The 22,409-nt window shown below is 47.9% G+C and carries 18 protein-coding genes; 3 read left to right on the top strand and 15 right to left on the bottom strand.

What is annotated here, in order from left to right; genetic code table 11:
- Positions 1–6: 6 nt before the first annotated feature.
- The 4 genes from L3D05_RS00315 to L3D05_RS00300 all read right to left on the bottom strand — a co-directional run bounded on the left by L3D05_RS00315 (position 7) and on the right by L3D05_RS00300 (position 5,324).
- Positions 7–906: a carbohydrate ABC transporter permease gene (locus L3D05_RS00315; protein ID WP_239613564.1), complete on the bottom strand. Its 900-nt coding sequence runs from the start codon at positions 904–906 to the stop codon at positions 7–9.
- 12 nt (positions 907–918) lie between these two features.
- A complete protein-coding gene (locus L3D05_RS00310; RefSeq protein ID WP_239614720.1) occupies positions 919–1,893 on the bottom strand; it encodes an ABC transporter permease in 975 nt (324 codons plus the stop codon).
- A gap of 306 nt (positions 1,894–2,199) precedes the next feature.
- Positions 2,200–4,521, bottom strand: a complete 2,322-nt coding sequence (locus tag L3D05_RS00305) for a helix-turn-helix domain-containing protein (RefSeq protein WP_239614719.1) — start codon at positions 4,519–4,521, stop codon at positions 2,200–2,202.
- 110 nt (positions 4,522–4,631) lie between these two features.
- Positions 4,632–5,324 (bottom strand): TerC family protein, encoded by a 693-nt coding sequence (locus tag L3D05_RS00300; RefSeq protein ID WP_239613562.1) that lies wholly within the window; start codon positions 5,322–5,324, stop codon positions 4,632–4,634.
- A 140-nt stretch (positions 5,325–5,464) separates the two neighbouring features.
- Between L3D05_RS00300 and L3D05_RS00295 the strand changes: the two genes are divergently transcribed.
- Positions 5,465–6,343, top strand: coding sequence for a metal-dependent hydrolase (locus L3D05_RS00295; protein WP_239613560.1), 879 nt, complete (start codon positions 5,465–5,467; stop codon positions 6,341–6,343).
- A 338-nt stretch (positions 6,344–6,681) separates the two neighbouring features.
- Here the strand turns inward: L3D05_RS00295 and L3D05_RS00290 are convergent, their stop codons facing one another.
- Positions 6,682–7,245, bottom strand: coding sequence for a Rossmann-fold NAD(P)-binding domain-containing protein (locus L3D05_RS00290; RefSeq protein ID WP_239613558.1), 564 nt, complete (start codon positions 7,243–7,245; stop codon positions 6,682–6,684).
- Positions 7,246–7,458: 213 nt separating this feature from the next.
- On the opposite strand from L3D05_RS00290, the gene L3D05_RS00285 reads away from it, so the two are divergent.
- Positions 7,459–7,779: a beta-xylosidase family glycoside hydrolase gene (locus L3D05_RS00285; RefSeq protein WP_239613556.1), complete on the top strand. Its 321-nt coding sequence runs from the start codon at positions 7,459–7,461 to the stop codon at positions 7,777–7,779.
- A gap of 86 nt (positions 7,780–7,865) precedes the next feature.
- On the opposite strand, the gene L3D05_RS00280 is transcribed toward L3D05_RS00285, so the two are convergent.
- Positions 7,866–8,381 carry a hypothetical protein gene (locus L3D05_RS00280; protein ID WP_239613554.1) on the bottom strand — a complete coding sequence of 172 codons (516 nt, stop codon included), beginning with the start codon at positions 8,379–8,381 and terminating at the stop codon, positions 7,866–7,868.
- Between the two features lie 114 nt (positions 8,382–8,495).
- Positions 8,496–9,038, bottom strand: coding sequence for an NADPH-dependent FMN reductase (locus tag L3D05_RS00275; protein WP_439647924.1), 543 nt, complete (start codon positions 9,036–9,038; stop codon positions 8,496–8,498).
- Positions 9,039–9,702: 664 nt separating this feature from the next.
- Between L3D05_RS00275 and L3D05_RS00270 the strand changes: the two genes are divergently transcribed.
- The gene (locus tag L3D05_RS00270) at positions 9,703–10,812 is read left to right on the top strand and encodes a peptidylprolyl isomerase (protein WP_239613550.1); all 1,110 of its coding nucleotides are present in this window, start codon (positions 9,703–9,705) and stop codon (positions 10,810–10,812) included.
- A 111-nt stretch (positions 10,813–10,923) separates the two neighbouring features.
- Here the strand turns inward: L3D05_RS00270 and L3D05_RS00265 are convergent, their stop codons facing one another.
- The 8 genes from L3D05_RS00265 to L3D05_RS00230 form a co-directional block, all read right to left on the bottom strand.
- Positions 10,924–11,796: a glycoside hydrolase family 43 protein gene (locus L3D05_RS00265; RefSeq protein ID WP_439647923.1), complete on the bottom strand. Its 873-nt coding sequence runs from the start codon at positions 11,794–11,796 to the stop codon at positions 10,924–10,926.
- 27 nt (positions 11,797–11,823) lie between these two features.
- Entirely contained in the window at positions 11,824–13,476 is a 1,653-nt protein-coding gene (locus tag L3D05_RS00260) for an MGH1-like glycoside hydrolase domain-containing protein (protein WP_239613549.1), read from the bottom strand.
- A 26-nt stretch (positions 13,477–13,502) separates the two neighbouring features.
- On the bottom strand, positions 13,503–15,134 hold the full coding sequence (locus L3D05_RS00255) for a response regulator transcription factor (protein ID WP_239613547.1): 1,632 nt from the start codon (positions 15,132–15,134) through the stop codon (positions 13,503–13,505).
- Positions 15,109–16,884, bottom strand: coding sequence for a cache domain-containing sensor histidine kinase (locus L3D05_RS00250; protein ID WP_239613545.1), 1,776 nt, complete (start codon positions 16,882–16,884; stop codon positions 15,109–15,111). Before L3D05_RS00250 ends, L3D05_RS00255 begins: the two co-directional genes overlap by 26 nt.
- Positions 16,885–16,923: 39 nt before the next feature.
- On the bottom strand, positions 16,924–17,763 hold the full coding sequence (locus L3D05_RS00245) for a carbohydrate ABC transporter permease (RefSeq protein ID WP_239613544.1): 840 nt from the start codon (positions 17,761–17,763) through the stop codon (positions 16,924–16,926).
- A 3-nt stretch (positions 17,764–17,766) separates the two neighbouring features.
- Positions 17,767–18,657: a carbohydrate ABC transporter permease gene (locus L3D05_RS00240; protein WP_239613542.1), complete on the bottom strand. Its 891-nt coding sequence runs from the start codon at positions 18,655–18,657 to the stop codon at positions 17,767–17,769.
- Positions 18,658–18,759: 102 nt separating this feature from the next.
- On the bottom strand, positions 18,760–20,097 hold the full coding sequence (locus L3D05_RS00235; RefSeq protein WP_239613541.1) for an ABC transporter substrate-binding protein: 1,338 nt from the start codon (positions 20,095–20,097) through the stop codon (positions 18,760–18,762).
- Between the two features lie 197 nt (positions 20,098–20,294).
- Positions 20,295–22,397, bottom strand: coding sequence for a glycoside hydrolase family 36 protein (locus L3D05_RS00230; protein WP_239613539.1), 2,103 nt, complete (start codon positions 22,395–22,397; stop codon positions 20,295–20,297).
- Positions 22,398–22,409 lie beyond the last annotated feature (12 nt).

The raw sequence follows: 22,409 nt of genomic DNA, 5'->3' as shown, positions 1-22,409 counted from the left end.
TCCCCTTTATCCTTTAAGTGAGCCTACCATTACGCCTTTGACCAAGTATTTCTGTACAAAAGGATAGAACAAGAGCAATGGAACAGTCGAAATCACGATTAACGAATATTTCAGAAGCGTCTTTAACGCTTCTCGTTTAGCCGCGTCCGCGGGATCTCCCGCTAACATGGCGACATCGATATCGTTCTTGACTAGAATATCCTTCAGCACAAGCTGCAAGGGATAGAGATCTTGCGATTTCAAATAGATCATCGCGTTGAAATACTGATTCCAGTTCGCCGCCGCATAATAGAGAGTAATTACCGCAAGAATCGGGCCCGATAACCGGATCACGATTTTCCAGACGAATTGTAGATCGTTACAGCCGTCAAGCTGCGCCGCTTCCAACAACTCATCGGGAATCGACATTTGAAAATAAGTTCTGGCGATAATGACGTTCCATACCGTTAACGCTCCCGGAATAATCATTGCCCAGACCGAATCCAGCATGCCAAGCTGTTTGACTAGCAAATAATTCGGAATAAGGCCTCCGGTGAACATCGTTGTGAACATAAATAGAATCATAAACGTGTTTTTACCGTAAAAATCTTTACGAGACAACGGATAAGCCGCAAGCACCGTCATCCCTACGTTAATAGCCGTACCCGCTACCGTATAGATCACTGAATTTTTGAACCCGACCCATACTTGATTGTAATTGAACACCGCTGAATATCCTTCTAGCGTCGGACGGACCGGCCATAGCCATACTTCTCCGGATACAACCGCCTGAGAGTCGCTGAACGAAGCGCTTACAATATAGATAATAGGATAAAAAACGCTTACAAAAAGTACAGTAATGATTAAACCGTTCAAAATGGTGAACAGCTTGTCCGGTAACGACTCGTTGCGAAATGCGATATTCATGCCCTCACTCCTTTACCACAAGCTTGCCTGCCTTGTTTTTTGCGCGATTTTGTTTACAGCTAACAACAGCACCAGATTGATAACGGACTTAAATAGTCCGATTGCCGTCGAATAGGAGTAATTGGCAACCTGCGCGGTCAAACCTACCTTATACACATAAGTGTCGATGATTTCGGATGCTTTCAGGTTGATCGGATTTTGCAGCAACAGCACCTTTTCGAAACCGACGTCAAGAATGTGTCCGGTGTTCAGGATCAGCAAGATAATAGCCATAGGCATGATACCAGGTAAATCGATATGCCACATCCGGCGGAACTTGCTCGCCCCGTCGACAACCGCGGCTTCGTGCAACGCAGGATCGATGGCTGCCAATGCGGCAATAAAAATAATACAGTTAAAACCGATGTGCTGCCAAACGTCCGACCAAACGTAAATCGAAGAAAACATGGAGATCTCGCCCATAAAATTGATTGGATCGAAACCGAAAAATCCGATAATCTTGTTCACCATGCCGATTCTAGGGTCCAGAAGTTCTTTAATGATTCCTACGATGACGACGATAGAAATAAAGTGCGGCGCATAGGTGACCATTTGAACGACTTTCCTGAAAAACCTGTTCCGCAAATAATTAAGTCCGAGCGCCAACAAGATAGGAAAAGGAAAGCTGGCAACCAAATTGTAAAAGCTGAGTATAAGCGTGTTCTTAAGAATGCGCCAAAAATCGTACGAGTTAACGAATCGGACGAAGTTTTTGAGCCCCACCCAGTCGCTTCCCCAAATCCCCTTCGTGACGACGAAATTTTTGAAAGCGATCTGCGCCCCGTACATGGGAACATACTTAAAAATGATTAAGTATAGAAATGGAAGCGCCATCAAAATATAAAGTTGTCGACTCTTAACTATTTTTTTGACTATGGGAGATCTCCCCGGTTTGCGTTTGATATCCGTTGCATTATTGCTCTTGATGTTTGTACCTATAGTAGACATGCTCAATACCATTCACCTCCTTATACGTTAGATAGATGACTCCGATTGGACGAGGCCAATGCAGCGAATATGTCGTTCGCGGCGTAGATTCAGATTAGGTTCTTGCGGTCTTCAGTGTAAATTGTAAGATGTCCGTTTGTTCTACAATCGTTAAGAAAATAGCTTGGCAATCGTTCTTTTCGTATACTTTTTTAAAGAATGAAGCGCTTTATCGATGTATTTATGGATTAAATAACAGTAAATAACAATGACAAAAGGCCAGGAATGTTGCCTCCTGACCTACGAAATATTAACGGTTTAGCCGTGCTAAGAGGTTAAACTTTCTTCCTTATAAGCGGATTCGCGGTACGAAGTTGCACTTACCCCGCTTCCTCGCTTAAAAGCTCTGCTGAAAGTGCTTGCGGATTGATAACCTACCTTCTCCGCGATTTCCCCGATAGGCAATGAAGTGCTGGCGAGTAAATTTTTGGCTTTGTCCATTCGCAAGTTCTCGAGGTAATCGGAGAGGTTAACTCCCATCTGCTCTTTGAAAAACTGAGATAGATAACCTTTCGAAATATGCATATGGTCCGCAACGGCTTCCAGACTCATGCTGGCCTGTCCGTAATTGTCTTGCAAGTAAGTGACAATGTCTTCGAACAACTTCACGTTGCGGCTCTTCTTGCGCTTGTCGATCTCCGCGCAGATGGACACAAACTTCTCTACCGCTTTATTGTAGGTACGCTTTGTATCTTCAGTCGCGCTCAGCTGCTGCATCAATAGCTTAACGTCATCCTGGTTCTGGAGCAGGAGTTGATCCTGTATTTTGACCAAACAACTAATAATCTCAAAGAAAAAAAGCTGTTGCATAGCTAGCGGCAGATGCCGTTGCTGGAAGTTCTCTCGGTAGAGCAACTGAAGAAGCATCTGAACTTCTTCGACTTCTCCCGCTTTCGTATAATTGATTAGGCGATTTTCTACGTCCCCGGGGAAATAGAATCCGGCGTTCGTGTTCGACAGTTCACTGAACCAAACCGTTTGCCCTTCTTCTTCATAATGGATGGTGGATAACGATTGCCTCGCCTCTTCATAAGAGCCGGTTACCTCCAGTAAGGAAGTACGGAATCCTCCGACCGCAAAATGCAGTTTAATCTGCATATGATCGTGTATCCTTGAAGAAATATTCACTAAATTGCTCTGGATCATTTGCCTGAACAGGTCGTTATCATCGCTATAATCCACGAACAGCATGGCAATCTTGTCTTCCGCGATATTATGGATAAACTGGTCATCCGCAATCGTACCCCTCAACACTTCATTGATCAGTACGCGTTCAATGTCCAGTTTGTGCAGTACATCGGCGTTAAAGCCATGGTCGCCGCTGTGGAAATGAAGAATGCCCACGGCATACCCCGTTCCATTGATCTCGGCTCTTTGGTGCTTCAACAAGGAATTAATCTCGTTCAGGGATAAGAAATCCCCCTTCAGCAGTCGACCCATGAAAGACTCCCATAAAATAGGCGCTTGCCGATCGATCGCGTCTTGAAGAGCGTCATTGTTGTCTATCAGCACGTCTAAGGAGCTCTGGATATATCCGTACATATCCTTCAGTCGTTTCGATTCTCCTCCGCTCAACCGGTTTTTCAATGTCGAGGTAATCTTGACAAGCGGTTTACCGTTGCGCGTTGCGAATAGGTATGCCATCACGATCCCTAGAACGAGAAACAATAGCAAGATCGTAACTGTCGTTTGTTTGATAGACAACACTTTGCTTAGAACGACATGAGGAGGTTGCGCGACAACATACGTCCAACCGTTATAGGAAGAAGTTGTATAGGTAACCATCATGTCATTCGTGGAAGCGCCGGCTTCGATAATTCCCGAGTTGGCCGGGTATTGTCCGATGTTCACGTCGGGAACGGCTCCGTCATCGGACAAAGAGCTGACCAAGCGCCCCTTATTGTCTACAATGTAAGCCCATCCTCCATCGGATACGTCTATGCCGCTAAGCAAATTTCGAAGCTTCTGCTCATCAACAAGGAAAATCAAGGCACCTTGGATGCGGTTCGGATACCCTAGAGACTGTACATAAGTCAGCATGCCCCTGGATTTACCTTCATAATTCGTCATACCGGCCATCATTAATTCTTGATTGCGGTAAGTACTGAACAGATCGCTCCTCCATGCATTGTAGTCCATATTGTTGTAGGAGAGCACATGACGATAAAACGCCGGAAGTTCATATGTCGAATTGGTCGATAACGCCAAATCACTATTCTTAAACACGACAAAATAATTAAGAACAAAGTTATTCGAGGCATTATAGGAATACAGGTTTTTCTGCGTCTCGATCACTTTTATCGTCGTTGTGCTATTGAAGGGGTCATGTACTCTTTGGAAGCTTTGCACCATCGGATTGCTCGATAGCTCCGTTGATATCCGACTGATCTCGGAGAAGCGGCTATCCATAGTGTCTTTGACCTGTTCCAGCAATTGCATGTTATTGCGGGTAACCTCGTCCTTGACCAAACGATAGGTTTGGCTATAGATCAACCATCCTAGTATCAAAGCAAGAAGCATGAATAAGAAGTAGGGTATCATTAAACGGACAAACAGTTTTTGTTGTGCCATTCGATTCTCTAGTTGCATCAATACTGTCTCTCCTTTTGAGGCACTTGCTAAGGCTAGCATAGAGTTATTGTAAGCGCACTCATCCTCTTAATCAAGCTTCTGCCCTTCCGAATGTTTTTAATCTGATCTTATAGTCTTTTCTCTTTGGCTGATTTCTCGGTCAAAACGACAATCATCCTCCGCCATAAAAAAGCGACGACCAGCACGAATATCGCGGAAACGACCGGAAACCAACCATATCCCCAATCACCAAATTCGGGAAGAAGGTTTCTGACCGCTTGGGTGTCCGATAACATCTCTCCCGCCGTATAGCCGAGTATGGCTGAGCCGATCCAGACGACGGCCGGAAAACGATTCAGCAGCTTCAGTATCAACTGGCTTCCCCAAATGATGAGAGGAATGCTTAGCGCGATACCCGCGGCCATAAGCCAGATGTTGTTCTTGGCGATGGATGCGATGGCGAGAACGTTATCCAAGCTCATGACCAGATCGGACACCAATATGATGCCTACCGCTTTCCCAAGAGAACCGACCCCTTCCACCTCTTTCGAGTCTCCATCATCCAATAGGAGATGAATGGCGATATAGAGCAGAAGAAGGGCGCCCACAATCTGGACGGCGGGATAATCGAGCAACGCGACGGCTACGACCGATAGAACAATTCGCAATCCGACGGCTCCGATCGCCCCTAACCAGATTGCCCGGTTTCTGAGATGTTCGGGTAAATTGCGGCTAGCCAGGGCGATCACGACCGCATTGTCTCCGCTTAAGACGATATTGACCAACAATATTTCTACTAATAAAATCAAGTTTTCCAGCATGACCATCGCCTCATTATCCTTATGTAATCAACGCAACTTGAACGTATGTATTATGCCCCAATAGTGGACATTGATTCCTGCGCCCAGATCGACGATGATTAAAGTTAACGATAGCTATGTTAGGAGGTCGTCTTCTCTCCATGGATTATATGACGCACACCTTGTTCGGAATTGCCGTCTATGGCTCGTTGAGCAAAATAAATATGGATTCGAAAACAAAATGGTCTTTATTCGCCACTTCTGTCGGCGCTAACGTTATCCCGGATATCGACATTCAATGGGCAAGAGAGGGTGCAGATTATTTAATGTCGCATAGAGGAATCACCCACTCGTTCCTCATGGTTCCCGTGTGGGCAGCCCTATTTTCCTTTCTTAGTTACGTCGTTTTCCGCGTGAAAGATCGTCGGATCTATTGGGTCGCGGTGGCAGGAGTGCTATTGCATATTATTAGCGATTGGACGAACGCATGGGGCACGGGTTTGTTAGAGCCCTTTACATCGCGACGTTATGCAATTGGGATCATCCCCAACAAAGGGTATATCTTCTGGGCTTTCGCAGCTGTTCTTCTACCCTTTTTCCTGCTGTTTCGCTCTAAAGAACAATGGCAGCGGATATTCCGTACGTTCTGGGTTATCGGAGCCGTCTACGTCGGTTTTCAGATTGCCCATTCCGCTTACGTGTATTTGGATTTGAAACAGGAAGGATATGCCCAAGTGGCGCTTAGAGCGGACCGATGGCCGGGAGGAATTTCTTATTATGCGAAGAAGGACGATGTCGTCGTTGAAGGCAGGCACGAAGTCGGCGGCGAGAGCGGGATCATCCAGACGTTCCGCAATGACCCCGTCGACATGGAACAGTTGATGCAATATCGTCCTGCGAAGAATCTGTTGCTCTTTGCCCCGTTCGTTGTCACGCAAAATCTAGGCGAGAGTATCCGCATCTTCGATCCGCGATTTGGCGGCAGGGTGCCTATTCTGAATGTTGAGGTTCCGGCTTCTGCCGGACGGCCAGCTGAATAATTCGTTACGGATATGAGTTGCGGAATGCGGTCTTGCTGCGTTGAATCGAGCATCGTTGGATGCTGTAAGACCGGAATCCGGTCTTGCACAGTTGATTCGAGCATCCGAGGAAGCTGTAAGACTGGAATCCGGTCTTGCACAGTTGATTCGAGCATCCGAGGAAGCTGTAAGACCGGAAAGCGGTCTTGCACAGTTGATTCGAGCTTCCGAGGAAGCTGTAAGGCCGGAATCCGGTCTTGCACAGTTAATTCGAGCATCGGTGGATGTTGTAAGACCGGAATCCGGTCTTGCACAGTTGATTCTGGCTTCCGAGGAAGCTGTAAGACCGGATTCCTCCCTCATTTTGTCTTTAGCCAAGGGTTCATATCCCGTGGTTCTAACGTGCCTACTAACGTAACTTCATCTTCATCTCCGCTCTCTATCGCTTTGAGCACTCCATCCGATATTTCCTCATTCGTATGCCATCTCGAACTATCGTTTTCGATTACAAACCCTAGTTGTACTTGATGATAGGTATGATTGTGCGAAAGCTTTAAGCTCGATTGGACCGCCGATAAGTCGCTGCGACTCCCTAGGACGTGGAAGATTCTAACCGGAGCGGCAACCAATTCGTTCAGTATCGTCTGGAGAGCATGAGATTCGTTCGATTGGATCCAAGCGATTACGAGATCATACCCATCTTGATCCAGTTGCTCGTTTTTTACGCGTTGCTTCAACAGATCATAATCTTCATAATCTAGCGAAATCCCGTTGAAACGATCGGGATATGGACAAGCGCTCCGCAGGCTATTCAGCTTATCCGTGTCACGAGCGATTACAGTCGTATGATGACCTTGAGCGTTCAAGGAACGCACAGCGTGAGCTAACATTCCCGTTCCGCCGACGATTAAACATTTTCCCATTTCATAATCCTCCCTTCATTCGTATTGCTGATTTCCCTAGAAAGCTCCATTGTAAAATAATAGTATTTAAGTAGGATGAGGATCAAGATTTTTGTTGCGAATTAATCCTAACAATCAATTGAAAATGTACAATCCTACGAATCCGATAAAGCGCTTTTGCATGCGTCCGGCAATCGTACTATTTTAGATAGACGGGGGATGACACTTTATTCGATGCGCCGAATATTTTGTGCCAGAAGTTCGTGGCTCTCGTTAGCATTAACCGAGGGTAACGGAAAGAAAGGCGAAGTGTCCAGCGAAAGGATCTTGTCGGAATTCCCAGTGGACAGCCCTATCGACAATTGGCTATTGCGCGTAAAAGTCGCCGAGGGGGCATTGTGCACGCTTCAATATAGCAACGACTCGGGAGCCACCTTCCATCCTCTCGGGGACGAGTTCGCAGCGAGCTCCGGCGGTTGGGTCGGTGCGAAGATCGGCTTGTTCTGCTTAGCTTTGGATGGTTCCGCGAGCGATGGTTATGCAGACTTTGATTAGATTGCGTTCGAATAAGGAAGGGTTGATAACAAAAGAGGCTAATCCGTTATTGATAGCGGGTTAGCCTCTTTTGTCGTCTATTCCTTTCATTTAACAATATCCCAGCGATGACGATATTTTTCTAACCGTGGATGCTGTCTATCGGGATCCGACGATAACAACAAACGAATCTTGACGATCCATTCTTCGAAAGAAGCGAATGAAGCAAACACGTTCGCCATCTCCGGCGTGAGATATAGAAAATGCGGGGCAGGCAACGTTTCCGTTAAATGTCGGAGAGCGGAATCGATCGGAGTGTATTTCTTTCTCTTCCCTTCCCAGCCATCGATCGTAATCTGGTCGTGTCCTCTTATCTCTTTCCATTCGTATAGCCACTTTTCCCGCTTGTAATACGGGCTTATCGAGTCCTTGGACATCCTCTTGACGGTTTCCTCGTGGATCGGGTATAGCACGAGCTTCGCGAAGGAACGTGAAGTCGCGCTTTGTAAGGCAAGATCAAGATCCTCTTCCGTCGCCAGTTCGAATGAATCATAGTATATAAATGTGCCTTTATTCCGATTAACTGGCGGCTCATAGCCATAGGGAACCTTCTGCGTTTGCATATGTATCGCCTGCCTTTTTATTATGTCCCTATTTTTATTGTAACAGTCTCATTAAAAATCGGCGACCTCTTCCCGAATGAATTCCGGGCTGAGTCGCCGATCAGCGTGACGGGATTATCGCAATGTTTTTAAGGCGCCGCTCCAGGCAACCACTTGATCTAGCATCGCGTTAACGTTATTAACGTGAAGTTCAGCCGGTTTGAATACCGTTCCGTTCTCGAAATCCGTAAATAAAGATAAAGCTGGATGTACGCGGACGTCTGCGACTTGTAGCTCTCCCAATATTCCGCGTAGATGTTCGGTCGCTCGCGCTCCGCCGACTGAACCGTAACTGACAATTCCGGCTGCTTTATTGTTCCACTCGTCGCGGGCCAGATCGAGCGCGTTTTTTAATGCCCCCGTAATGCTATGATTGTACTCCTGCGCGATGAATACGAATCCATCCAGACTGGAGAGCTTCTCCGACCAAGCTTTTAATCCAGGCTCTTGTCCAGTTCCCACACCTAAGAAGGGCAAGTTGTATTCCGCAATATCAACGATTTCATAATCCGCCGAACCGTGCTTGTCCGCTATCCCTTTCACCCATTGTCCGACTTGCGGACTTACCCGACCCTGACGCGTGCTTCCTAAAACAATTCCTATTTTTAAGTTTGCCACTGCCGATTCCTCCCAATCAAGAGCTTTTAGCTCGTTTAGATCATTCATTAAACCACTCGCTCAACTCCTATATAGAGATTACACAATAACGTTGGAATCTATTCAGGCGGACGCTTTGAATTAGCCCTGCAACGCCGTCACAATCTACCCGCTTGTAAGTTTCCTAACCAAAGCCGAAAAAACAACTTAATCCATAAAGTCCATCTTTAACTACATTTAAGCCGAATAAGTGCAGCTATTGTAGCCAGAAATCATCCTTCTGAGTATCTAAGTGCAGAAAGTGCAATTAAAACTCTCTCTTCTCATCATTTTCAGCATCTAAGTGTAGAAAGTGCAGTTAGTCGGCGGGTAATCCAGCTAATGATGGGAGATGGCTTGAACGAGATGTAGGTTTTACACTTAGTTTATTTAGCGTGAGGATGGGCCTTATTCTAAATGTAGGTTTTACACTTAGATATTCACGATGCTTGGAGGTGAAGGAACGGGTTGGTGTAACGGATTGTTGGAACGGAATGATGGAACGGGTTGGTGGAACGAGTTTGAGCAACTTGGGCGGAGAAATATAGTTTATGTGTCGGCGCGTATCGATTTCTATTGATTTATGTGGGGTTATAACGGCACAATGGTAATAGTTTCTATTCTATTAAAGTGAGGATGAATATTAATGAGAGACAAGCTCAAAGGCTTGGCCGTAGGCTTATTGATCGGTTCGCTCGTTACCGGCTCCATGGCATACGCCGCCAGCAGCAAGACGATTAGCGTTATTTTGCAAGATTTGAAGTTCAAGATCGATGGAACGGATAAACCTAGTGCAAGCACAACCGGCTTCATCTATAAGGATGCGTTATACGTTCCCGTTAATTCCGTTGCGGGCGCACTCGGTAAACCAGTCAAATTCGATAAGAAGACCGGATTGGTATCCATCGGAGCATCCGAGATCGCGATTTACAAAGGCGGCACCATCACTCCCAAAGAATATGAAACTTTCGTGGCTGCAAATTCCTTCTACTACGGACAATCCGCACCAACGGATCAAGAGCTCGGGGTTAAACAATTGATCGCCTTAAAGCTGCTTGCCGCAAAGAAAGAAGCGACTCTAGCCAAGGAAGCCGATAGCGCAGCTGCATCTGCCCTGCTGCAGATATCCGCTTATTTCGGCTCCGTAGAGGAGTTTTCCAAGCAATTGAAATCTTCCAAACTAACCCAGGCGGAGCTTATGCTGTTCATTAAACGACAATTCCTGGCGGGAAAAGCGCTCGAAAGCAAGATCGACAACAAAACGCTTCAAGCCGAATACGATCGCCAGCGCAAAGAGGATTCCGCCGCGTTCGTCACCGCAAGCGTTCGGCATATTCTGATCGCGACGACGGATAATCAAACAGGCGAATCCATTCGCAAGATTGAAGACGCGTTAGTCAGAGCGAAAGAAGTACAAGCTAAACTTAAAGCGGGTGGGGATTTCACCGCGCTTGCCAAAGAATATTCGGATGACCCCGGCTCCAAAGATACGGGAGGTTTGTACGCGGATGCAGATTTGACCCAATTCGTCGAAGCGTTCAAAAAAGCGGGAGCAGAACTGCCGCTTAATCAGATCAGCGATCCCGTTCAAACGGAGTACGGTTATCATGTCATGAAGGTCGAATCCCGGGTCGTCCACACGCTTGATGAAGTGAAAGACCAGCTTCTTCCGAGCCTAGTTAACCAAGCTTATGAGAACTATACGAATAAAGAGCTTCCCGCATTGATCCAATCGATTAAAATTCCGGCAAAATAAGCCGTTATAAATCCATTTACGAGTCCACTCGTCTAACAATCTATAGCGGTAATAGACCAAAAAAGGGACGAAGCAGAGTCATTCTCTGTTTCGTCCCTTTTTCCTATTCAATTAACGAACGCTTAATCGTCCATTTTCTTCCGCAAGTTCGATGAAGACGGGACGCTCGTCCGGCGTGCTGTTAGGAGTGTGAAGCGCCAGCAGAATTTTCCCCTCATACGTTCGGAAGATCATCCCGTGGCCGCCATCGTTCTCGAAAATCGGTTCAGGCTCTTGAACCCATGGGCCGAGAATGCCGCCCGATGTCGAGCGTGCGATTCCTTGCGCATAGCGTCCTTGTCGGAAACTGGACCACAACAGCAGCAATTCGCCATTGTCGCAGCGATAAGCATAGGGGCCGTCCGTAACATAGCCTGCCCCACCTTTGACCGGGTCGACCCATGCCGCGTCTTGCGCGGAGAAAAGCAAGATCGGTTCTCCGATCGCACGGTCTAGTTCCGGAGATAAACGCGATGCGCAGACGGTTCCATTCTTGACTTGAACCCACTCATGACAGAAGACGATCCAGGGCGAGCCTTCCTCGTCAACAAACAGGGTGCCATCCAGGCATTCCCAGTCATGGGGAGTTACCGGGCCATCGCTATGAGGACGGAAAGGTCCTAACGGTTGATCGGCCACCAAAATTTGCGTGCCTCTGCATACGCCTTCCGCCTTGAATGTGGCGAACATATAATATTTGCCTCCGAAGGCGTGCACTTCAGGCGCCCAATAGTTCGTATCGGACCAGAAATCGGCATCGGGACGGAAGGCGGGAAACGGTCCCTCCCATTCCTCTAAGTCCCGGCTCTTGTATACGTCGAACCCGATCGCTTTGCCCTTCCAGATATCGGGATCGGTAGAACCGTATAAATAATAGCAACCTTCGCTCTCCTGCTTGAGTACGAAAGGGTCGCGCATCTGAATTTGTTCTTTGGCCAACGCCACGGCAATCTTTCCTTTCCTATTAAACTACTATTCGTATGTTGGGAGAATGACGCCCGGGGTCGATTCGACCGTGAAGCTTCCATTCTCGAATCGCAACGTCTCGTTGCCCGCGACGCGGAACGGAATGTCCTGCTCATTCAATCGCACGATTCCTTCCACAGGTCGAACGGACATGCCGATGATTTTGACCACGTTTCCTGAACGATCCGTCACGATGCGAACGCCTGCCGGAAAGCTGCATAGCAATCGGCCGTCTTGATAGATCGAACATTGTTCCCGCGTATTGTGAAGTTCATATAACGTTCCGTCGACAATGCGGCTGTACGCCGTTTCATCCGCTATCTTCTGTCCATGATCCAACGTCTGCGGCAACAAGCCGGTAAACCAGAGCTCGTTGTTCGGAGTAGGTACGATCCCGCACAATCGCTCTATATAATCCAGTGCGCACAGAATGGCCGGCGAATACGTCTCCGTATATCCTTCTTCGCCCGTCCAAGGGCTAAGGCATTGACCGAACCGGGTCATTCGCGATATTGCCGAAATAATCGGCTGCATGACCCAAGTCAGCTCAACATGGCGCCCATGGCTTTCGAATGCATGCGGAGTCCGGATCAGGCTTAAGAAATTAACAGCACCGCCCCAAGTGTTGTAGCTCGTAAACGGATCAAAACGAGGATCATCCATGGCGATCGACGTAAATGGATATTTTGAGAAAAATTTACGCGTATTCAGTAAATAACGCGAGAGCGAGGAAGCGAAGAAGTCGTCATCTCCAACCTCGCTTGCAAGCACCCGCAATAGGACGTCGGACTGAATTCGATTGAATCTGTCGTTGTTGTCCAGATCATAGAAGAAGCCATCCGACTCATCGAAACAATTAGCGTACAGGCTTTGCAGCGTCTCCGCGGCCTTATCTTTCCATACCCGTGCCATGTCGTCCTGTCCCAATTCGTCCGCCATCTGCGACAGATAGGTACGACTGCAATAGACGCTGGCCGTAAGATCCGGTGCAAGGAAAGGCAAGATCGGCGAATTCGGATCATAACGCTTAGGATCGTCTTGCTCCGGCGTATCCGGCACGTGCCAGAATCTCGGCGACAAGTCGTGCCCGGTATCGAAAGTACAGAATGCTTCGACGCAGCCCGTTCCCCGGGTATTGCGGTATTGCGCCAGCCAGTCGTCGAATCGCGCAAGCGCTTCATACATTTTGCTCAAGAACGTGCGGTCTTGACCGTTCATCCTGTAATGATTCCATACGCTTCTAGCCGGAGGCGTGACCAATTGAATTTGCTTGAAGACCGCGCCATCCCCCGTTACTTTGTAAGGAATCAATCCGTCTTCGCGTTGCAGATCCGCAAACTGCGCGAATGTGGACTGAGCCGTATCCGGGCAAAATCGTGCAAGAATTTCCGCATTGATCGTTCCTGTGCTTTCTAGCCAGCAACCGTGATAAACGCCGCCCTCTTGCAAAATAAGCTTGCCCTGATCGTTTGGCTTGACGCATTCCGCCAACTTGCCGACAGCGTAATCATATACATTCTCCAGACCATCGGGAGACGCAGCGAATTTAACACCCGATCGGGCAAATTCCGCGTGAAACGATTGCGCGAGCCCCGAGTTTAGTTGCCTTGATTTGCCAAGCGCATCCTTGTCCCGCAGTTTCCGCAATACTGTAGTCATATGCGCACACTCCATTGTCCGATTCGCTAGCGATTATATTCGGACGGACTATATCCGGTAATCGATTTGAATACTTGGCTGAAATAAGTCGAGTTCTGAAAACCTACTCTCTCGCTAATTTCGTAGACCATATATTTGCCCGTTCCGATCAATTCTATCGCTTTGCGAATTCGATATTTGTTGAAATAGGTTACGAAAGGTTCGCCTGTAACCCGTTTGAATAGTTGGCTCAAATAATTGCGGTTCACGTGGAGATTCGCCGCAATCTGTTCCAGCGAAATATCCTCGTGATAGCATTTTTCTATATATTCCTTAATCACTCTTTCAACCAAGGCATTGCTCTTCTTGCCGACCTGATCTTCCTTATTCTGAGAGATCAGTCGGGCTACCGTATCATCCATCCCCTCGAGCATTTGCCTAGCGGAGCTGGATCGGTTTAGTTTAAGCAGCAGGCCTTCAAGGCCGGGCACCGCCGATTCCTCCTGTATATCGGAGGTTTGCGTGGCTGTCCACAAGGCGCTAACGATCCCGGAGCAAACCCCTCTGCAAACCGGGAGCGAAACGTTGCCGCCCGCCATATCCTTGCTAAGAACGTTCCATAGATCATAAGCGTTTTGCCATTGTTTTTGGAAGATCGCATCGTGAAGATAACGAACGGCATCCATCGAGACGATCTTGCCAGGCTCCGTTTCGTTCGATTCCGCATATACGTATACGCGATTCCAGTCGTTCATTTCCGCGATCTCTACCGCGTAGCGGCTTTCCAAGTAGGAATCCATCAATTCATGGTACCCTTCGCGAACGGTCCCGAGCCCCGCAAGAACGGAAAGCTTCATATATTGAAGAATATTTTCCAAGATCGCATCCGACATTTTTACGATGAATTCCTGTAACTCCTGCAACTGTTCGTCCTGTGACTGAGCACCTAGTAAAATAACGACAAACTCTTGGTCGGAATATTCCAGCACTTCCGCGGACAAGATCGGATGGCTAACCAATTGGGCATTTAGCATTTCGCGAATAATGTTCCCCGTCCCGAAACGCAGCAGCTGCCAATCCCTTTCTTCTCTTCGCGCGGAGACGTCCGATCGGACGAGACTAAGCGTTAATGCCTGAACGGATGACCGCTCAGGCATACCCATAAACGCGATTCGATTGCCGGGTAGCTCGTCTAGCCTATACCGGGTGGATAATAAATCTCGGAAGAACGCGTCTTTCATCGATCTCCGTACAATATCTTGCTGTTGCAGATAGCTGGATAGTAGTTCGTCCTGCTCTTGCGATTCATTCAGCTGCTGCAACACTTCGCGCACGACGAACTCGAGTTCCGATATGCTAGGCGGCTTGAGTAGAAAATGGTGAATACCCGTGGATACGGCTTTCCTCGCATTCGCCAAATCGTCATACCCGCTTAGGATGACGACCGGGACGTTAGGATCGATCTTATGGATCGCTTCGGTTAACTGGAAACCGTCCATTACAGGCATATAGACATCGGTAATGATGAAATCCGGCCGCAGTTCGCGGAATTTGTTCAATCCTTCCATCCCGTCCGCGGCCGTTCCGACTATGCTTACGCCCATTTCCTTCCATGGGATGTGCTTAAGCAGCCCGTTTATTACATAGTCATCATCATCTACCAAAAGAATCGTATTCATGGGATAGGCTCCTTGTCAGTTGTTCCATTTCCGCCTCATGGCCGATCAGCGGCAAATTCATGATCACCTGCGTGCCCCCCCGTTCCCCCGGAACAACCTTCACTCCGTACTTCGGACCGCAATACAATTGTATCCTGTCCAAGACGTTACGAATTCCGATTCCTCCGGTCGTTTGGATGTCGAATCCTTCCGGCAACCCGCTTCCGTTGTCAGTAATCGTGATGATCAATTGCTCGCTTCCGGCTTCTTCCCGCTGTTCAATCGTTACAAGGATAACCGCTTTCTCGTAGCTTCGGTGTTGAAACCCGTGAATAACCGCATTTTCCAGGAATGGCTGCAGAACGATTTTCGGGATCACAATGTCCAACAAATCGCTCTTTACGTTCTCAACATATTCGATGCTGAAATTTTGCCGGAATTCCTGAATGGCCATGTAACAACGGGCATGAGCCAATTCATCCCGCACGGGAACGTACCATTTGTCATTGCTGAGCCCAATACGGAACAGCTTGGACAATTGCTGGACCATCTGGCTAATTTCGTGCGCATTGTAATCGAGCGCTCGCCAGTGAATCAGATCCAAGGTGTTATATAGAAAATGGGGTTTGATTTGCGCATGCAACAATTGAATTTCGGCTTCGCGGCGATCTCGGTGCTCCTGATTCAACTGTCCGATCAATGCCTTAAGCCGATGGACCATTCGGTTAAAATGCGTCGTAAGATGAAGATACTCCTGAATGCCGGACGTCCCCATCCGAACGTTGAAGTCCCCTTTTTCTACGGTTCGCATACCATCGACAATCCTATAGATAGGAGAAGTCAGTTTCCTTGAGACCCATAAGGCGAGCGGAATGGATAGTATAATCAGCGCTAATAAAAGCCCGATAATGAGCAACCGGATCTCTTTGCCGCTTTGCTTGAGCACGTCTTTGGATATGAGCTGCATGAGCATCCAATACTGTTTGTTCTTATCCGATTGAATGACGCTATATTTCGAGCCCGATACTTTGCTCACCATTTCGTCCACATTACCGAGTACTTCGATGCCTTCCGGAAGGACGGAAGCGATATAGTTGCCGCCGGAGTCCAACACCACGTAGTAGTTGGCGGTTTCCATATTCGCATCGCGTTTGCTCAGGATGTCGAACAGCTTCTTGTCGGGAATGTTGAGCTTCACAATACCAAGGATTTCTCCTCGGTTACCAATGATTCGATGAACGTAACTGACCATTCGGATGGAGCCTCCGGAAACCGAATAGTCGTGAGAAGCGATCCAGAACCCGTCCGTTCTGTCCATGCGCCCGAGCCAACCTTGGGTTTGCGCGTCGGCCATCGTATGCATGACTTGCCCAAGGAAGGACGGATGGCCTTCTAACCAATTGCTATACAATTCAATCGAATACAAGCCTTCTTTCACCGTGGCTAGCTTCTGAAATTCTTCGTACATTTCCCGGCTCTTCGTTATGAAGTCATACTCGTTCTCCGGTTCTTCCGACAAGTTTTGCTGGACCATCGTATTCGTGACTAAGAATCGAGCCGTATCTTGGATGCCCGCCACGTAATTCGAGAGCTTCTGGGATGTCTCATCGAGCAGCTCTTTTTTGGTCTCTCGAATTTCGCGGTAAGCAACATTAGAATAAGTCTCATAATACACGATGCCCGATACAAGAAGTAAAAGGCTATTGAAACCGATGAAACAAAGCACCATAAGCGTAAAAAGTTTAGTCGGATATTTCAGCAGTCTGCGCATTGCGTATTGTCCTCTTCATGAAAAGTCTTTACGACTATTTTAACCTTTCAATCCGGTTGTCGCGATGCCTTGGGTAAAGTATTTTTGACCTATGAAGAAAATGACAAGACTTGGTACGATGGACAGAACCGACATAGCGAACACGGCTCCCCAGTTAGAGCTACCGCTGGAATCCAAGAAGAGACGCAAACCGAGCGGAACGGTAAATTTCTTGATATCGCTCAAGTAGATCAATTGACCGAAGAAATCGTCCCATGTACCCATGAACGTAAAGATAGCGGCCGTCATCAGAGCAGGCAAGCTAAGCGGCATGATGATGCGGAAATAGAGCGTAAACCAGCCGCAGCCGTCGATCTTCGCGCTCTCGTCCAATTCTTTCGGAATTCCCCTGATGAATTGTACGATCAGGAAGACGAAGAAGGCGTCTCCAACGAATTTCGGCGTCATCAAAGGAAGATAGGAATCGACCCATCCAAGCTTATGAAACATAATATATTGAGGGATCAGCGTAACATGTCCCGGCAACATGATCGTGCCCAGCATAAGCGCGAAAAGGATGTTTTTCAAAGGAAAATCGATACGGGCGAACGAAAAGGCCGCCATAGATGAACTGAGAACCGTCCCGAAGACTGCAACCAAGCACAATAAAATGGAATTCAGGAAAAATCGTCCGAACTGAATGTTACGTAAGCCGAACCAGCCTTCGGAATAATGATCTAACGTAAAGTTGGAAGGCCATAGACCCTGCGAAGTAAAGATTTCCGTAGTCGGTTTCACCGAGGCGCTCAACAGCCAGAATACCGGGTACAGCATCAAGAGCCCGCAACCCAACACGATCACATGGAAGAGTACCGACTTGAATTGTCGATTAATAACCATCGTTCAATTCCTCCCATCCGAATAGTAAACCCAGTAACGGGATGTCAGGAACAATAAGCCGGTGAAAGCTGCGATGATGATCAATAACAGCCAAGCCATTGCGGAAGCATATCCCATGTCCAGGAAAGTAAAGCCTTTAATATACAAGTACAAAGAATAAAGCAAAGTCGAGTTGATCGGACCTCCAGAACCACCGCTTATAATGAAAGCTTTGGTGAACGTTTGGAACGACTGAATCAACGTAATAGTCAGATTGAAGAAGATGACGGGCGTAAGCAGCGGCATTGTGATCCGCGAGAATTTCCGGAAAATGCCGGCCCCGTCTACGGTAGCCGCCTCATATAACTCTTGAGGTATTTGCTTGAGCCCGGCTAGGAAAATAATCATAACAGACCCGAACTGCCATACCGATAATCCGATCAGCGAATAAATCGCGTATTTCGGATCTGCAATCCAGTTAGGTCCCTCTATCCCCATAAGTGCCAGACCCTGGTTGAAAATTCCGTCTTTATCGAATACTTGTTTCCATAGTACGGATATAGCAACGCTTCCTCCAAGAAGGGAAGGAATGTAATAGATCGTGCGGTAAACACCGAGAAACTTCATGCCTTGATTAAGCAACATAGCTAGTCCGAGTGCGAATGCCAATCGGAAAGGAACCGATATCAACACGTATTGGAAAGTAACTTTGATTGAATCGCCCAGTCGGTAATCGTCCGTAAACATCGTCTTATAGTTGTCGAAGCCGATCCATTTCGGTGCCGTAAGCAAGTCATACTTCGTAAAAGACAAATACAAAGATGCGAAGATCGGGCTTAAGTAAAGAAAAATCAATCCGATCAACCATGGCAACAGAAACAAATACCCGGCTGCATAGGTTTTGTATTTCTGCATAAGATTAGCTCTCCTATCTTAGGAAAAGGGAGCCGTGAATGAGCTCCCCGATATCCCGATTTCTCTTTATGTTGCGTTATATTGCACTTATTGTATTTACGATTATTGCGCTTTTGCTTTGAGAAGCAATTTGTCCATTTCCTTCATGAACTCTTCTACCGAAGAATCGATCGGTTTAGCGCCGAACGCGATTTTCTCGCTTGTCAACTGCAACAACTTAATGTATTCGTTGTCCAATGGGAATTGTTGAAATACGACTGGAGGCGCGGTGTCGCTCACTAACGAAATGAAATCAAAGAGAACTTTATCCACCGGCGTAGACTGCGCGGCCAATGCATCCCGAATTTTACCGGAAGGCGGAACACCTCTAGTGCTACCTAAGATGACGCCTGCTTCAGGATCATTTACCATGAAGTCCATGAATTTCGCGACGATTTCAGGATGTTCGGTACCGGAGTACGAAGTAATGAATTGTCCGGAGATAGGCGGAACCATACCGCTTCCTGCTGGACCGTTCGGGTATACGGTCAATCCCAATTTATCTTGAGTCAGCTCCTGGAATCCGAAGATCTGGGAAGCCGATGCGCTTTGAATCGCAACTTGTCCTTTAACGATAAGGGATTTGTCAACGGCAGTCGGCGGGTTCGCTACTTGAACGTCCGCAGGCACGATTGCTCCCGCTTTTCTCAATTCATCCCACATCGCGAACCAGTTGATCAAATCTTGATTGTCGAAGTGACGCTCGCCATCACGATAGACTTCCTTGCCAATGCTTCCAAGGTAGGAAGCTAGTGAAGCCGCATCGCTCGAAAGATCGTACGAACCATAATTGCCTTTGCCCAGTTTCTGCGCGATCTGGAGGACCGATGTTTTGAAATCGTCATAAGTCCAGTTATCTGCCGGAAGCGGTACGCCCGCTTTCTCGAACATGCTTGCGTTGTATAACAACGAAGATGAGCTGACGCCTAACGTGACGCCATATAACTTATCTTCAAAAGTGGCCGCCTTCACCAAACCGCCGTTAAAGTCATCCACGTGCAAGACGTTTCCTACATACGGTGTCAGATCAAGCAATGCTTTTTTGTCTACGTATTCTTTAATATTTCCGCCCATTTGAATCAAATCAGGGGCGTTGCCCGCAGCAATCTGAGTGTTCAGCTTATCCATATATCCGTCGAATCCGGAATACTCTCCCGTGATTGTAACGCCTGGATTTTTCTGTTCGAACAGTTCGATTACTTTTTGCGTTCTTTCATGTCTCTCATCCGAACCCCACCAGGACATGCGAAGTTCTACTTTTTTGCCGCTAGCCGCTGACGACGTAGCTGCTGGCTGCGATGCCGCGCTTTCCTTGTTCGTGTTGTCTGCGCTCTTCGAACAAGCCGCTAACATTGTCATCGAAGCAAGTAGAACCATAGTAATTGTCTTTTTGTTAAACATGAAGCGAACCCTCCTTAATGTTTGAATGCCTTTTCATTGTAGGATAGGACAGAAGCGAAAGACATAAACAAAAGTAAGGGAAATCATAAGAATAATCAGTTATGCCAACTAATTGTCAGAACTAACAAAAGAAGGCTGTACCAATAGGAAATCATTGGTACAACCCATCGCGTAAGCACTTTATTCTCACTTGATCATTAATAAATAATCTCGAACAACCTAGCCGTACGAGGCGACAATAACGAGACTTCCAGAATGCCCGCGGATGAATCCCAAGTCCAGACGGTTTCGTCTTGAACCGGATAGGCGACTCTAATCTGGATGGGTTTCTGTTTAAATAGATTCATAGGGATGGTACACGTTGCGTCGGACTCGTCCATTCTCCAAACGGCCAATAAGCATATCCCCTCATCCTGAATGCCAAAGCTAAACCACGGATCCTCGAAGTTAGGCAATCCTAACGGCCAGAACGGCAAACCGATAGCAATATGGCCGCGAATTTCCTTGTAATACCGGATGGCTTCCTTTACAAGTTCCAGTCTGTCAGCGCTAATCTCCGCCAAATGCCCGCTTTGGTGAATGCGAAGGAGCATGGCGTTCACCATATTGAGGACGACTTCTTCCTTATCGCCTTCCTTTAACGGATAAGACCAGACCGCAGCCTGCTCCGGCGTCACAAGGGAAGCGCTAGCCGCGGCAATGACGGCATTTTTGAGATAATCCGTCTGGTCGCTCGTCGATTGGATGCTATGTCTGCTTAACAACGCATAGTCCATTCGCATCCCGCCGCTGCCGCAATTCTCGATCACGAGCGCCGGATATCTTCCGAACACTCCGTCTATCCATTCGAGGTAAGCGCGGTTATGTTCCAACAAACCGTCGCCCGCGCTGTCCGCCTCGAATTCGTTACCGATGCCCGCGTTAATGTTGTAATCCATTTTAATGTAACCGACCCCATAGTCATTCACTATCCGGTCGATGATACGGTCAGCGTAAGCTCTCACATCGGCATTGCGGAAATCGAGTTGATATCGGGCATGATCGATCACCCGTTTGCCGTGCCGAACGAAAAACCAGTCATCCGGCAACTTATCCGCTAGCTGGCATTGGATGCCCATGACCTCGATTTCCAGCCACAATCCCGCGACCATGCCTTTGGAACGAATATAGGCCAGTACTTCCTCGATTCCGCCCGGAAAACGCGCCCTCGAAGGCAGCCATTCTCCGACGCCATCCCACCATTCGCCGTCCGAGTACCAGCCGCAATCGATACAGTAAATCTCGCATCCCGCGGCAGCCGCCGCGTCGATAAGCGGAAGCAGCTTGTCCGTCGTCGGATCCCCGAACAGGCAGTTCATGTAATCATTGAAGATAACCGGCAGCTTCACGTTGTCTTCATTGAAGCGCCGGATCGCTCTGCGGTATCGGGTCATCTCGCCGATGGCTTGCTGAATTCCCCCTTGCACTGCGCCGATCGCAGCCGGCACCGTGACGAAGGTCTCCCCCGGCGCAAGCTCCTTCCACCAATGGCTTTCGTTCTCGGTGGGACCGCTCAATTGCAAGTATAGTTGATCCGCCATGTCGCTCAATTCCCAATGCCAAGAACCATTATGTTCGATTTGCCACACGATGCCGGTATTCGTCTCTTCGTTCGCAAGAAATCCCATGGGCGCGAATTGCGAGCTAGACCATGTTCCCGTACTCGCGTAGCTCAGACGTTTCATGGAGAATTCGTTAACCTGCTCCAATCCGAGCTCCGGCAATCGGTAGCTTCGCCACTGCGCTTCGCCGTACCAGGTATTATGCGGCACATGCAACCGCATTTTGTGATCCCTGGACATCGTTCCCTCTTTATCTATTCCATGCAGGACAAAGGTAGACGCATATTCCAGGCCAATCGGCTCTTCCCCGGTGTTTTCAAGCTCCGTCCACGTACGGACGACCTGAATGCCATCGTAAAACTGCAGCCGGTAACGAACGATCAATCCTGTCCGGTCATCCTTCAAATAGAAGCAAACGTGCCTGCCTTCCGCATTACGTCCGTCTTCTTCCTTAGTCAACGTCAGCCGTTTGCCCGGCAAAGTTCCCGTATGTTTCGAGCCGTGATGGTCGTCATGATTTTCGCCGCTCGCGTGCACTTCCAGCAATCGGTACTTGGCTCTCTTCTTGTCCGGCCATCCCTCGATGCCCTCCGGCTCGTTCGCGCCGAAGTGGAGCAACCGGACATCCCCGGCCTCCGTCACTTCAAACAGGAGATGCAAGCCATTTTCCGATAGTTTAATCCATCTGCTCTCACTCATGATGCCTATCCC

The sequence above is a fragment of the Cohnella mopanensis genome, assembly GCF_022352055.1.
Classification (GTDB): Bacteria; Bacillota; Bacilli; order Paenibacillales; family Paenibacillaceae; genus Cohnella; species Cohnella mopanensis.
This window is presented reverse-complemented; position numbering and strand designations above follow the sequence as displayed.

Coding starts and splice junctions, on each gene's coding strand:
- L3D05_RS00315 (WP_239613564.1), bottom strand. CDS start 906: ATGAATATCGCATTTCGCAACGAGTCGTTACCGGACAAGCTGTTCACC.
- L3D05_RS00310 (WP_239614720.1), bottom strand. CDS start 1,893: ATGTCTACTATAGGTACAAACATCAAGAGCAATAATGCAACGGATATC.
- L3D05_RS00305 (WP_239614719.1), bottom strand. CDS start 4,521: ATGCAACTAGAGAATCGAATGGCACAACAAAAACTGTTTGTCCGTTTA.
- L3D05_RS00300 (WP_239613562.1), bottom strand. CDS start 5,324: ATGCTGGAAAACTTGATTTTATTAGTAGAAATATTGTTGGTCAATATC.
- L3D05_RS00295 (WP_239613560.1), top strand. CDS start 5,465: ATGGATTATATGACGCACACCTTGTTCGGAATTGCCGTCTATGGCTCG.
- L3D05_RS00290 (WP_239613558.1), bottom strand. CDS start 7,245: ATGGGAAAATGTTTAATCGTCGGCGGAACGGGAATGTTAGCTCACGCT.
- L3D05_RS00285 (WP_239613556.1), top strand. CDS start 7,459: ATGCGCCGAATATTTTGTGCCAGAAGTTCGTGGCTCTCGTTAGCATTA.
- L3D05_RS00280 (WP_239613554.1), bottom strand. CDS start 8,381: ATGCAAACGCAGAAGGTTCCCTATGGCTATGAGCCGCCAGTTAATCGG.
- L3D05_RS00270 (WP_239613550.1), top strand. CDS start 9,703: ATGAGAGACAAGCTCAAAGGCTTGGCCGTAGGCTTATTGATCGGTTCG.
- L3D05_RS00260 (WP_239613549.1), bottom strand. CDS start 13,476: ATGACTACAGTATTGCGGAAACTGCGGGACAAGGATGCGCTTGGCAAA.
- L3D05_RS00255 (WP_239613547.1), bottom strand. CDS start 15,134: ATGAATACGATTCTTTTGGTAGATGATGATGACTATGTAATAAACGGG.
- L3D05_RS00250 (WP_239613545.1), bottom strand. CDS start 16,884: ATGCGCAGACTGCTGAAATATCCGACTAAACTTTTTACGCTTATGGTG.
- L3D05_RS00245 (WP_239613544.1), bottom strand. CDS start 17,763: ATGGTTATTAATCGACAATTCAAGTCGGTACTCTTCCATGTGATCGTG.
- L3D05_RS00240 (WP_239613542.1), bottom strand. CDS start 18,657: ATGCAGAAATACAAAACCTATGCAGCCGGGTATTTGTTTCTGTTGCCA.
- L3D05_RS00235 (WP_239613541.1), bottom strand. CDS start 20,097: ATGTTTAACAAAAAGACAATTACTATGGTTCTACTTGCTTCGATGACA.
- L3D05_RS00230 (WP_239613539.1), bottom strand. CDS start 22,397: ATGAGTGAGAGCAGATGGATTAAACTATCGGAAAATGGCTTGCATCTC.